The organism is Frigoribacterium sp. MEB024 (assembly GCF_000878135.1).
In the GTDB taxonomy this organism is placed as follows: domain Bacteria; phylum Actinomycetota; class Actinomycetes; order Actinomycetales; family Microbacteriaceae; genus Frigoribacterium.
Map to the genome: position 1 here is coordinate 23,545 of NZ_JXQZ01000025.1, position 12,732 is coordinate 36,276.

Consider the following 12,732-nt stretch of genomic DNA (forward strand, 5'->3'; position numbering starts at 1 on the left):
CGCGACTCCCTCCCTCGAGAAAGACACGACACGATGAGCATGACCCCCGAGCAGGCGACCTGGTTCTCCGACATCTTCGGGCGCCTGGTGGCCAACGTCGACCAGGTGCTCCTGGGCAAGACCTTCGTCGTGCGACTGTCGTTCACGGCTCTGCTGAGTGAGGGGCACCTGCTGCTCGAGGACTTCCCGGGGACCGGCAAGACCTCGCTCGCCCGCGCGATCGCCCAGAGCGTCCAGGGCACGAGCAACCGGGTCCAGTTCACGCCCGACCTCCTCCCCGGCGACATCACCGGCGTCAGCATCTACGACCAGAAGGCCGGTGAGTTCGAGTTCCACCGTGGGCCGATCTTCTCCAACATCGTGCTCGCCGACGAGATCAACCGGGCCAGCCCCAAGACGCAGTCCGCACTGCTCGAGGTCATGGAGGAGAGCCGTGTGACGGTCGACGGCGTCAGCCACCCCGTGGGGTCGCCGTTCATGGTGATCGCCACGCAGAACCCGGTCGAACAGGCCGGCACCTACCGTCTTCCCGAGGCCCAGCTCGACCGGTTCATCATGAAGACCTCGATCGGCTATCCCGACCACGCGGCCACCGTACGCATCCTCGAGGGCTCGGCCACGCGGGTCCACGAGGGCAGCCTCAACCCGATCGTCCAGGCGGGGGTCATCACCGAGATGGCCCAGCTCGCCCGAACGGTGCACGTCGAGCCCACCATCAGCGACTACGTCGCCCGACTCGTCGACGGCACGCGCACCGCCCAAGAGGTCCGCCTCGGCGTGAGCGTGCGCGGTGCGCTGGCCCTCGTCCGCTCGGCCAAGACCTACGCGGCGTCCCTCGGCCGCCACTACGTGATCCCGGACGACGTCAAGTCGCTCGCCGAGCCCGTGCTCGCCCACCGGCTCGTGCTCGACCCCGAAGCGGAGTTCGACGGCGTCACGCCGTCCAGCGTCGTCAGCCAGCTGCTCATCGAGACGGCGCCGCCCGCCGAACGGGTAGCCGTGTGAGCGAGCGTCCCCGAGGCACCGACCGGGCTGCCCGGCCCGTGCCCGGGTCGACCGCGGACGGCTCCCGCGCCGGTCGCACGCGACCGCGGGGCGGCACCCGTGGTGTCGACCAACGCTTCGACTCCGCGTTCTCGACGGGGACGCAGGGGCTGACGAACGCCCGGACACGGATCGTCGGCGACCGCACCGGCATCGGAGCGGACCTCCTCGTCCTGCTCGTCAGGACGACCCGTGAAGCTCGCCGGGGCGTCCGCGGGGCCTTCACCAGCGCCTCCTCGGTCGTCACGCCCTTCGGGTGGTCGATGCTCGTCGCCGCACCGGTGGCGCTGCTCGTCGGCTACCTGCTCGGCTGGACCGAGTTCGTGGTGGTCGGTTTCGCCGCGATCTTCCTGCTGCTCGTCGCGGGGCTGGCGCTGATCGGCCGGAACTCCGTCCGCATCACCCTCGAGATCCCGCACGAACGGGTGGCCGTCGGCGCAGAGGCCGCCGGCACCGTGCGGGTGCGGAACGCGAGCGCCCGCCGAATCCTCGGCGTGTCCGTCGAGGTCCCCGTCGGCCGGGGGCTCGCCGAGATCGACCTGCCGAGCCTGCGGTCGGGCGACGAGGTCACCGAGTCGTTCGACCTGCCCACCACGCGGCGGGGCGTCGTCGCCGTCGGACCGGTCAGCACCGTCCGCGGCGATCCGGTCGGCCTGGCCCGACGCGAGATCGAGTGGACCGGCGTCACCGAGGTGTTCGTCCATCCCCGCACCATCGGCATCCCGAGCACGAGCACGGGTCTCATCCGCGACCTCGAGGGAAACCCGACGCGCGACCTCTCGCCCAGCGACATCTCGTTCCACGCCCTGCGCGAGTACCAACCCGGTGACGAACGACGGAACATCCACTGGAAGTCGACCGCCAAGACCGGCACCTACATGGTGCGGCAGTTCGAGGAGAGCCGTCGCAGCCACCTCGTCATCGCCCTGAGCCTGGCGGCCGGCGACTTCGCGAACGAGGACGAGTTCGAGCTCGCCGTCAGCGTCGCGGGCTCCCTCGGGGCCCGCGCGATCCGAGACGCCCGGGAGGTCAGCGTCGTCGTCGGCGAGACCACCCCCGAGTTCGCCAAGCGCAAGAACCTCGAGATCCGCTCGCTGAGCACGCTGACGCGCAACCGGTTGCTCGACGAGCTCGCGGTCGTCACCACGGCCGAATCCGCCCTCGCCATCGCCGACGTCTCGCGGGTCGCCGGCGACCAGGTCGTGGGGATCTCGGTGGCGTTCCTCGTCGTCGGGTCCACGACGACCGTCACCGAGATGCGCGCTGCCGCCATGCAGTTCCCGCTCGGGGTCGAAGCGGTCGCGATCGTGTGCGACCCCGAGACGGTCCCCGGCATGAGGCGCATCGCCGATCTCACCGTGCTGACCATCGGCTTCCTCGAGGACCTGCAGAAGTCGCTCGCCCGGACGGCGAGCGCATGACCGCCGTCGACGAGGTCCGGACGCCGGTGGGGCCGGTGACACCTCCTCCCCGCGTCCGGTCACGCACCCGGCCGTCGCGACTGCGGGCGCCGTTCGTCTCCTCCGTCGTGGCGTTGTTCGCGGCTTCGCTCGGCACCGCGACCGCGACGTTCTGGCCGGTGTACGAAAGTGCCGCCTTCGTGGTGCTCGTCCTCGTCGCCTTCGCCGTCGGTGTGGTCATCGCGCTCGGCTCGGCCGTCCTCCGGCTGTCGAGCGTGTGGGTGTTCGTCGCCACGGTCGTGGCGTATCTGCTGCTCGGAGTGCCGCTGGCCGTGCCGTCTCAGGCCCTCGTCGGCGTGCTGCCCACGGGCAGGGGCCTCCTGACGCTGGTCTCGGCGACGGCTCTCGGCTGGAAACAGCTCGTGACCATCGCCCTGCCGGTGGGCAGCTACGAGGCCTTGCTGGTCCCGGTCTTCGCGCTGGTCCTCGTCGGCACGGTCGTCGGGATCTCCGTCGCCCTCCGCAGCCGACGCGGAGAAGTCGCCGTCGTCGTCCCGGTCGTCGTGTGGATCACGGCGATCGTGCTCGGTCCGGGCGACCCCTGGTGGCCCCGCGCCACCGGACTCGCCGTGCTCGTGACGGTGGTCGCCTGGGTGGTCTGGTGGCGCCTCCGTCGGCGTCGCGTCGCGCTCGACGCCCTCTCCGCCCGCGCCGCCCCGAGATCGGCCGGGCACCGCCCGGTGGCGGTCCGGGCCGTGGTCGGCACGCTCGTCACGCTGGTCGTCGCCGCCACGGCCGGCACGGTCGCCGTTTCGGCGATCCCGCCGGCCACGTCGCGAACGGTGGCCCGCACGGTCGTCGAGCAACCGTTCGACCCGCGCGACCACGTCAGCCCGCTCAGCGGCTTCCGGGCCTACGAACAGGAGCCGATGGTCGACCAGACGCTCCTCACGGTCTCAGGCCTCCGTGACGGACAACGACTGCGTGTCGCCACGCTCGACACCTACGACGGTGTCGTCTACAGCGTCGGCAGCGGGGAGGTCGACAGCGCCTCCGGGTTCTTCACGCGGGTGCCGTCCGAGGTCGACCAATCCGAGGTCGACGGAGACGCGACCTCGGTGGACGTCACGGTCGGTGCCTACGACGACCTCTGGCTCCCCACCGTCGGCCGGCTCGAGTCCGTCTCGTTCGACGGAGCCACGGCGGACGCCCGGCGGGACGCGTTCTTCTACAACGACGTCACGGGAACCGCGGCCGTCCTCGGCGGAATCCGGCAGGGCGACTCGTACCGGCTGGACGCGGTCGAGCCCCGGCAGCCCGGTGACGACGAACTCGACGCGCTCACGCCGGGTACGGCGACCGTGCCGACACCGCGGGACGTGCCCGACGAGCTGTCGTCCTCGCTCGAGGAGGACGTCGCCGGGGTCCAGGGGCCGGGGGCGCGCCTCCGAGCGGCGCTGGGTGCGCTGCGCGAGGACGGTTACGTGAGCCACGGGGTCACCGCCGACGAGCCCGTCAGCCGATCGGGGCACGGCGCGGACCGCATCGCCCAGCTCTTCACCGACCCCGTCATGATCGGCGACGCCGAGCAGTACGCGACGGCGGCCGCGTTGATGGCCGATCAGTTGGGGTTCCCCGCGAGGGTGGTCATGGGATTCGCGCCGGAGGCCGATGGTGGCAGTGTCGAGGTCACCGGCTCGAACGTGTCCGCCTGGATCGAGGTCGACACCGCCCAGTACGGCTGGGTGGCGCTCGATCCGAATCCGGCCGAGCGGCCGATCCCCGAGGACCAGGTGCAGGACCCCACGCAGATCTCCCGTCCCGAGTCCGTCGTCCAGCCCCCGCCCCTTGACCCTCAGATGCGCGACGACCAGACCCCACCGCAGTCCGAGCAGGACGACCCCGAGGACCCTCCGGCCTGGTTGGCCGTCGTCCTGGCGATCGTCCGCGTCGTCGGCTGGAGCGCCCTCGTCGCCGGCCTGCTCGCGGCCCCGTTCGTGACGATCGTCGCCCTCAAGGCGCGTAGGCGACGCCGCCGCCGGACGGCGACGAGTCCTTCCGCCCGCATCAGCGGTGGCTGGCACGAATTCCAGGACGCCGTGGTCGACCACGGCATCCGCACCCCGCCGGCCGCGACGCGGAGCGAGGTCGCCGCCGTGGTCGGTGGTTCGCGCCCCGCGGTGCTGGCCCGAGTGGCGGACCGTGCGGTGTTCTCACCGAACCCGCCCGCCGAGTCCGACGCCGACCGCGTCTGGACGGCCGTCGCCGAGATGCGGCGGGCCCTCGGGGTGGGGCTCACGAGGCGGCAGCGTTTCGCCGCGGCGGTCTCGCTCCGATCCATGCGTGGTTACCATGGGCGCACCCCTCCCGAGCGACAGAGGAACGACTGATGTACTGCCCCACCTGTGCCAGCCCCCTGCCCGTCGGCGCGATGTTCTGTGGCGAGTGCGGTCGGGCGGTCTCCAGCGCAGACCTCGCGGCCGCCCGCCGTCGGGCCGATGCCGCCGCCGAGCACGTCGACGCCACCAGCGCCCCCGACCTGCCCGAGGCTCGCTCGCGGGCGACGTCGCACCCCCGCCGCGGCGATGCGGAACCACCGTGGTGGGTGCGCGATCGCCAGACGGACGCCGGCGCGGCCGAGGTCGGGTCGACCGGCACCGACCACCCCCGGTCCGGGGTGCCCGCTTCGGTCCCCGAGCCCCCGGCGTGGCCCGTCGACGACCGACCGGTCGAGCGCAGGGTCGAGGACGACCGTCGAACACCCGCCGAGGAGGCGCAGGCGGGGTCCCCGAGGCCCCCTCGTCCCGACGCTCCCGCGATCCGCGACGGTCAGGTCGACGCCCCCAGAACAGTGGCTCCTGATGCGGTCGAACCGCCCACGCCGCTGCGATCGCCCGCCAAGCACCCCGACAACGGACCTCGCCCCACGTCGGCCCCGCTCTGGACGGCGTCCCTGACGCCCGTCGGGTCGGACGAACCGTCTCCCGGCGCAGCGTCCGCCACCGAGCACCCGACCTCCGAGGCGGCCGAGGTCCGCCCGGACGACGAGCTCGGGTTCGCCGAGGTCGAGCCGCCCGCCATCGAGGAGGGCGCCCCTCCCGTGGAAGCCGACGACCGTGAAGGGGCCGACGGCCTCGAGGTCGCCGCGTCGTCCGGCGAGCCCGCTCCCGCATCCGTCCCCACGCCTGAGGTGGCCCCGGTCGAACGGCCCACGCCTCCCGTGGGGCCCCCGCCTCTGGTGCGTCCGACGGCCGACGCGCCCCGGGACGGAGACACCGCTCCGTTGGCCGCTCTCGGCCGGGACTTCCGTCCGTCGAACCCCGGTGCGTCGCGGCCCGCTCCCATCGAGTCCGGTCGACCCGAACCCGTGCCGCTCGTCGAGCCCGTGCCGCTCGTCCGGCCCGGATCAGGCGTCGTGCCCGAACGGTGCACGCACTGCGGCGCGGCCATCGGCGAGGACGACATCTTCTGCGGTGAATGCGGTGCCGTCGTGCAGTCGGTCGCCCTGTCGTTCACGGGGCCCGTCGTGCCGCTCCCGCCCGAATGGCGACCGGACGACGGGTCCGCCCTCCGCCGTGGTCCCGTCCTCGAGGACGGTGAGTCCGCCGGATCAGGCGCCGACGACGCCGGCACCGACGACGTCGCCACCGGCGGCGTCGGCACCGACGACGACGGCACAGACGACGTCGGCACCGACCAGGGTGATGCGGGCTCCCGAGGCGACGTCCCCGCACAGGGTGACGTCGAGGATCAGCAGCAGGCGGCAGCACGCCCGGCCCCTGCGCCGATCGACCACGTCCCGGGCTTCCGGGCCGAGCGCCCGGCCGTGACGCCGACGCCGATCGTCGCCGACGTGCCCCCGTCCTCGTCCTCGGCCCCGCCCTGGCGGCCTCGTCGTCCCCCCGTCGACCTGCCGGTGGACGACGACGTCGACGAGACCCGCATCGTCCGTCGTGGTGGCCTGGGCACCCAGTACGTCCTGCAGTTCAGCACGGGTGAGAGCATCACGGTTGACGGCACGGGCCTCGTCGGTCGGGCACCGACGCCCCAACCGGGGGAGCGGTTCGATCAGCTCGTCCGGATCGTCGATCCCGGAAAATCCGTGTCGAAGACGCATCTCGAGTTCGGCCAAGAGGCGGGGACCCTGTGGGTCAGCGACCGGTGGTCGGGCAACGGCACGGTCGTCCGACCTCGTGACCTCCCGCCCCGCCGTGCCGATCCGGGTGTCCGGGTGCGGGTGACGCGTGGCACCCGGGTCGAGATCGGCGAGCAGTTCTTCGTCGTCGTCTGACCGACGGCTCCTCCCCACCCGGCAGGGTGGGCGGGTGTTCCCCGGCCCCGTCCAGCGGGCACCGATCGGGGCGACCAGTTCGCTCCACTGGATGCATGGACCCCTCGAACCCCGGGACGCTGTCGACCTCCGCCACGTCCTCGACCCCCCTGACGTCCCCGGGCGTCGCCCCGCGCGTGCGACTTCCACCGGCACCGGCCCGGCCCCGTCCGACGGCCGCGCCGGTCGCGGCGATGTCGACGGGTGCCGTCCTCTCGGGGTGCGGTGCTCTCGTCCCCTGGACAGGCCTGCCCGCCGTCCTCGTGTCCTCGGTCCTCACGGCTCTCGCGGTCCTGGTCGGCTGGGCCGTCGACCGTGTCGTCGGGGCGACCCTCTCGGCCCGTCGCGAACGATCGCGATTCCTGGAGTCCCTCGACGCGGTCGACGAGGTCGTCGCGCGCTTGCGAGCGGCACGGTCGCGTGAACTGGCCGACTGGTACCCGACGGCCGATCGGGTCGGTGCGTCCGACGCCGGACGTCGTCCGACCCGGGTGCTGGTGCTCGGGGTGGGTCGCGCCTCCAGCGGGCTGGTGCTCGAGGGGCGTCCCGAGGACGACCTCGAGGCGGCCGACCCGGCCGTCGCCCGACTGGCGCGCCTCCGCGCCGAGGCGGCCACCCTCGACGAGGCACCGCTCTGAGTGCCCCTCTCGTCGACCGTCCGTGTCGTCGGACCGCCTGTCGTGGCCGAGGCCGTGGCATCGGGCCTCCGCCGTCAGCTGCGGTCCGCGGGGGCTTCGGTGGCCCAGGCGGCCGAGGCCGTCGACTGCGTGCTCGTCGGCACGGTTCCCGCGGTGAGGGGCCTGCCCGCGGCCGAACCGCCGCCGGTCGACACCGTCGTCGTGATCGGTCCGGACGGCGAGGCCACGGTCACCCTCAAGGACGGCCGGCCGTGTCGGCAGAGCCTGCGGGTCGCCTTCGTGTCGGTGTTCGACGACCCCGCTCGACGGGTCTAGCGGTCGAGACCGCTGCCGAGACGGATGCGACCCACGAGACCGTCACCTCCGGTGACCTTCTCGAGCGTCCGCTCGATCACACGATCGGCGGCGGCCGAGTCGACGGCCCCCTCGTCGACCAGGAGGCGCAGCGCCACCAGGGTGCCGGCCCTCACGTTCCCGTCGAGCACCTTGACGGCCACGGCGACGCCGTCGGTCGTGCCCATCACCATGACGCCCTCGGCGCCCAGCTTGGCCAGCACGCCGAGCTCGTCGATCGTCACCGTGTTGGCGCGACCGGGGCCGTCGATCGCCCAGGCGTCGCCGAGGACGGCCTCCACGAGGTGCGCCGCGTGCTCGTCACGTCCCGCGCCGGTCGGGCGGACCGACCCGGTGATGCGGGCGATCGCCCGGGCCAGGCCGACCACGGTGGTCGCGATCACCGGGGCGCCGCAGCCGTCGACACCGGCGTGGTCGACGGTCTCGCCGGTGAACTCGGCGACCGTCTCGCGGACGGCGGCCTGCAGGGGATGGTCGGTGGCGACGTAGCTCGACGGGTCCCAGCCGTTCTCGGCACAGGCCAGCAGGAACGAGGCGTGCTTGCCCGAGCAGTTCATGGCGAGGCGGCGCTTCGCGGAGGCCTCACGGGCGCTGGCCCGGTCGCCGGGCCAGTCCGGCGGGCAGAGGAGGTCGTCCTCGGTGCTGCCCGAGCGGCCGAGCAGGGCCTCGACCACGTCGAGGTGGGCCCGCGTACCGGCGTGGCTCGCCGTCGCCAGCACGGCCTGAGGACCGTCGAGCGAGACTCCCGACCGCAGCACCGTGAGCGCTTGCAGCGGTTTGAGGCAGGAACGCGGGTAGATCGTCGCCTCGGCGTCCCCGACCCGACGCAGTTCGTGCCCGTCGGCGTCCACGACGACGCCCGCACCGAGGTGACGGCTCTCGTCCCAGCCCGAGCGTTCGAGCACGGCCAGCTCGACGCTGCCCGAGGCGGTCAGAGGGTGACGGGAGGGCACGGCGGGGCGGGGGTCGGTCATGATGGGGAGTGTACCGAGGCCCGCCACGCGACCACGTCGCACCGACGAGGGGCCCGAGAGGGAGGCAGCATGCTCGACCACGACTACGCCGTCGACGTCCAGTGGACGGGCGACCGGGGCGAGGGCACCACCTCGTACCGTTCGTACGGCCGGGACAACACGATCGTCGCCCCCGGCAAGCAGCACGACATCCTGGCCTCGGCCGACCGCACCTTCTACGGCGACGCCGACCGGTGGAACCCCGAGGAGCTGCTGCTGGCCGCACTGGCGCAGTGCCACCTGCTCAGCTACCTGCACGTGGCCGCCACCGCGGGCGTGGTCGTGGTCGCCTACGAGGACGCCGCCGTGGGGCGCATGACGCAGACGCAGGACGGCGGCGGACGGTTCACGTCGGTCACCCTGCGGCCCCGGGTGACCGTCGCCGACGACGGCATGGTCGAGCGCGCCCTCGAGCTGCACGCCGAGGCGAGCCGCAAGTGCTTCATCGCGGCGTCCGTCGCCTTCCCCGTCGGGCACGAGCCGACCGTGGTGGCGGCGTCCAGAGAAGCCGACCGGGCGTGAGGCAGAATGGCACGGCACCTTCGCCGCGCCGAGTCCCACGGCGCGAGCCCCGTCACTCCGACCGAGAGATCCCCATGCGCCGCTCCCTCGCCCTCCTGGCCGTCCCCGCCCTCCTCCTGTCGTTGGCGGCCTGTGCCGGCGACGCCGGTGGATCGTCCGACACCGCCACGTCGACCAGCTCGGCGTCGTCGACCTCGGACGTCCCGCTGCGGGCCTCGGGCGAGCCCCAGGCCCCGCAGGCCGGCTTCCCGACCGTCGAGCTCGACGCCGACGGCCGTCCCACGGTGACCGTCCCCGAGGCCGACGCGCCGACCGAGCTCGGCGTCGAGACCCTGATCAAGGGCGACGGTCCCACGGTCCAGGCCGGCGACACCGTCACGGTCCAGTACCAGGGCGTCATCTGGAACACCGGCGAGATCTTCGACGAGAGCTGGTCGCGCGGTGCGCCGGCCACCTTCTCGACCGACCAGGTCATCACCGGCTTCGCGGACGGCATGGTCGGGCAGACCGTCGGGTCGCAGACCGTCGTCGTCATCCCGCCGGCCGATGGCTACGGTGAGGCCGGCGCCCCGCAGGCGGGCATCTCGGGCACCGACACGCTCGTCTTCGTCATCGACATCCTCGCCGTCTCCTAGTCGGCCGTCGCCGTCGACCCCCGAGACGACTCTTCGATGACCCGCACCGCGCCTCCTCGTCCGTCCACCCGTGTCCGTCGAGGACGGCTCGTCGCCCTGGCGGCCGTTCCGCTCGTCGCCATCGTGCTGAGCGGTTGCACGGGTGGTTCCGACCAGCCGTCTCCCACGGCGAGCGGCGCGACCGGCGACTGCAAGGCGCCGACGTCGGGGGCGCTGTCCGACGGCGTCGACGTCACGGGCGAGGTCGAGAGCAAGCCCGAGGTCGTCTTCGACACCCCGCTCGAGGTCCCGTCGACCCAGCGCACCACCTTGGTCGAGGGTAGTGGCGAGGTCGCCGGGCCGGGCGCGGTGGCGAACGTCCGCATCGCCGTCTACGACGCGACGACCGGGGCCGAGGTCACGTCGGCCGGTTTCGACGAGGGCCAGCAGCCCACGCAGCTCACGGTGAGCACCGACTACTACGTGCCGGGCATCGTCGACGCGATCGCCTGCGTGCCCTCGGGTAGCCGCACGGTGACCGTCGCCTCGGCGGCCGACATGACGACCGCGACCGCGGGGGAGCAGGCCGCCACGCCCACGCCCGTGGTGATCGTCGCCGACGTCGTGTCGATCGTGCCGACCAAGGCGACGGGCGAGGCCCGGCCTCCGGTGGACGGCTTCCCTACGGTCGAGCTCGCCGACGACGGTCAGCCGACCGTGACGATCCCGCCCGGCACCGAACCGCCGTCCGACCTGCAGATCGAGGTCCTCAAGAAGGGCGACGGCCCTGTCGTCCCCGACCCCGCGAACGTCACCGTCCAGTACCAGGGCGTCAACTGGACCACCGGCGAGGTCTTCGACCAGAGCTGGGGCAAGGGCACGCCGACGCCGTTCTCGACCGACCAGGTCGTGCCCGGGTTCGCCAAGGCCATGATCGGTCAGACGGTCGGCTCGCAGGTGGTCGTGATCATCCCGCCCGCCGAGGGCTACGGCGAGGCCGGTCAACCGTCGGCCGGCATCGGGGGCACCGACACACTCGTCTTCGTGATCGACATCCTCGCCGTCGCCTAGGCGCTGGTCGCCCAGGGGCGGGTCGCCGAACCACGGGTCGTCTCGCGTCGGCGGACGGCCCCGGAGGTGGTCGCCCTAGGCTGGCCCCATGCGACGCATCACGATCCTCGGCTCCACCGGTTCGATCGGGGTCCAGGCCCTCGACGTCGTCCGGGCCCATCCCGACCTCTTCGAGGTCGTCGGCCTCTCCGCCGGCTCCGACCGTCAGGGTGTGGCGGCCCAGGCGGCCGAGTTCGGTGTCGAGCACACGGCCCTCGGCGCCGACGAATCGGTGCAACTCGTCCGCGACGTCCGCGCCGACGTCGTCCTGAACGGCATCACGGGGTCGGTCGGCCTCGCGCCGACCCTCGCCGCCCTCGACTCGGGTGCGTCGCTCGCCCTGGCGAACAAAGAGAGCTTGATCGTCGGCGGCGACCTCGTGAAGGGGCGAGCCGCTCCCGGCCAGATCGTGCCGGTCGACTCCGAGCACTCGGCCATCGCGCAGGCCCTGAGGTCGGGCTCCGATCGCGAGGTGCGCCGGCTCGTCCTGACGGCGTCGGGCGGTCCGTTCCGCGGCCGCACGCGGGACTCGCTGGCCGACGTCACGCCGCGCGAGGCGCTCGCGCACCCCACCTGGGACATGGGCCTGGTCGTCACGACGAACTCGTCGACCCTCGTCAACAAGGGGCTCGAGGTCATCGAGGCGCACCTGCTGTTCGACGTCGACTACGACCACATCGACGTCACGGTGCACCCGCAGTCGATCGTCCACTCCATGGTCGAGTTCGTCGACGGCTCGACCATCGCCCAGGCCTCTCCCCCCGACATGCGCCTGCCGATCTCGCTCGGACTCGCCTGGCCCGACCGCGTCGAGGGCGTGGGCGTCCCGCTCGACTGGACCCGCGCCTCCACCTGGACCTTCGAGCCCCTCGACGAGCAGGCCTTCCCGGCCGTCCGGCTGGCGAAGCAGGTCGGGCGGGCCGGGGGCACCCATCCGGCCGTCTTCAACGCGGCGAACGAGCAGGCCGTCCTGGCGTTCCATGCGGGACGCGTCAGGTATCTCGACATCCTCGACGTGGTCGAGGCGGTCGTCGACCGGCACACCGCGGGCGAGAACAGCCTCGAGGGCGTGCTCGACGCCGAGCGCTGGGCGCGTGCCGAGGCGGACGCGCTGCTGGCCCGCTGAGCCCGCCGCCCCAGTTCGGGGCTCCCAGCGTCGTCATGGCGTCGGCGCGGTGGACGTCCGGCCACGGGCGGCTACCCTTGCCCGGTGCAGACGATCCTCCTCTTCGTGCTCGGCGTCCTGGTCATGGTCGTCGGGTTGGCCGTGTCGATCGCCCTGCATGAGGTGGGCCACCTCGTGCCGGCGAAGAAGTTCGGCGTGAAGGTCGGCCAGTACATGATCGGTTTCGGGCCGACCGTCTTCTCGCGCAAGAAGGGCGAGACCGAGTACGGCGTCAAGGCGTTGCCGCTCGGCGGCTACATCTCGATGTCGGGGATGTTCCCTCCCGGAAAGACCGGGGGAGGCGCGCGCCAGTCGAGCACCGGCTTCTTCAACACCCTCGTGCAGGACGCCCGGACCGCCAGTGCCGAGACCATCGACGAGGGCGACGAGTCGCGGACCTTCTACCGCCTGCCCGTGTACAAGCGCGTGATCATCATGCTCGGCGGCCCGTTCATGAACCTGCTCATCGCGATCGTGCTGTTCGCCGTGCTGCTCTGCGGCTTCGGCGTCCAGCAGGCGAGCACCACGGTCGGCAGCGTCAG

At 72.7% G+C, this 12,732-nt stretch carries 12 protein-coding genes; 11 read left to right on the forward strand and 1 reads right to left on the reverse strand.

Annotated features, from left to right (window positions below; genetic code table 11):
• Nucleotides 1–33 precede the first annotated feature (33 nt).
• The 6 genes from SZ60_RS05850 (at nt 34) to SZ60_RS05875 (ending at nt 7,727) form a co-directional block, all read left to right on the forward strand.
• Nucleotides 34–1,005, forward strand: a complete 972-nt coding sequence (locus SZ60_RS05850) for a MoxR family ATPase (RefSeq protein WP_043594523.1) — start codon at nt 34–36, stop codon at nt 1,003–1,005.
• Nucleotides 1,002–2,465, forward strand: coding sequence for a DUF58 domain-containing protein (locus tag SZ60_RS05855; protein WP_231567060.1), 1,464 nt, complete (start codon nt 1,002–1,004; stop codon nt 2,463–2,465). Before SZ60_RS05850 ends, SZ60_RS05855 begins: the two co-directional genes overlap by 4 nt.
• Nucleotides 2,462–4,834, forward strand: coding sequence for a transglutaminase-like domain-containing protein (locus SZ60_RS05860; RefSeq protein WP_052505194.1), 2,373 nt, complete (start codon nt 2,462–2,464; stop codon nt 4,832–4,834). The genes SZ60_RS05855 and SZ60_RS05860 overlap by 4 nt, the downstream gene beginning before the upstream one ends.
• A complete protein-coding gene (locus SZ60_RS16365; RefSeq protein WP_052505195.1) occupies nt 4,834–6,735 on the forward strand; it encodes a zinc-ribbon domain-containing protein in 1,902 nt (633 codons plus the stop codon). Before SZ60_RS05860 ends, SZ60_RS16365 begins: the two co-directional genes overlap by 1 nt.
• 95 nt (nt 6,736–6,830) lie before the next feature.
• Complete coding sequence (locus SZ60_RS05870; protein ID WP_043594525.1) at nt 6,831–7,412, forward strand: hypothetical protein; 582 nt, start codon at nt 6,831–6,833, stop codon at nt 7,410–7,412.
• 42 nt (nt 7,413–7,454) lie between these two features.
• A complete protein-coding gene (locus tag SZ60_RS05875) occupies nt 7,455–7,727 on the forward strand; it encodes a hypothetical protein (RefSeq protein WP_156155505.1) in 273 nt (90 codons plus the stop codon).
• Here the strand turns inward: SZ60_RS05875 and SZ60_RS05880 are convergent.
• On the reverse strand, nt 7,724–8,740 hold the full coding sequence (locus tag SZ60_RS05880; RefSeq protein ID WP_043594528.1) for an asparaginase: 1,017 nt from the start codon (nt 8,738–8,740) through the stop codon (nt 7,724–7,726). The genes SZ60_RS05875 and SZ60_RS05880 overlap by 4 nt on opposite strands.
• 69 nt (nt 8,741–8,809) lie before the next feature.
• On the opposite strand from SZ60_RS05880, the gene SZ60_RS05885 reads away from it, so the two are divergent.
• The 5 genes from SZ60_RS05885 to SZ60_RS05905 all read left to right on the forward strand — a co-directional run.
• Complete coding sequence (locus SZ60_RS05885) at nt 8,810–9,301, forward strand: OsmC family protein (protein WP_043594529.1); 492 nt, start codon at nt 8,810–8,812, stop codon at nt 9,299–9,301.
• A 74-nt stretch (nt 9,302–9,375) separates the two neighbouring features.
• Nucleotides 9,376–9,936, forward strand: coding sequence for an FKBP-type peptidyl-prolyl cis-trans isomerase (locus SZ60_RS05890; RefSeq protein WP_052505196.1), 561 nt, complete (start codon nt 9,376–9,378; stop codon nt 9,934–9,936).
• Nucleotides 9,937–9,972: 36 nt separating this feature from the next.
• Nucleotides 9,973–10,986, forward strand: coding sequence for an FKBP-type peptidyl-prolyl cis-trans isomerase (locus tag SZ60_RS05895; RefSeq protein ID WP_043594530.1), 1,014 nt, complete (start codon nt 9,973–9,975; stop codon nt 10,984–10,986).
• 88 nt (nt 10,987–11,074) lie between these two features.
• Nucleotides 11,075–12,151, forward strand: a complete 1,077-nt coding sequence (gene dxr / locus SZ60_RS05900) for a 1-deoxy-D-xylulose-5-phosphate reductoisomerase (RefSeq protein WP_043594531.1) — start codon at nt 11,075–11,077, stop codon at nt 12,149–12,151.
• A gap of 84 nt (nt 12,152–12,235) precedes the next feature.
• Nucleotides 12,236–12,732: site-2 protease family protein (locus tag SZ60_RS05905; RefSeq protein WP_197073512.1), on the forward strand; the 497-nt coding region annotated here is incomplete at its 3' end.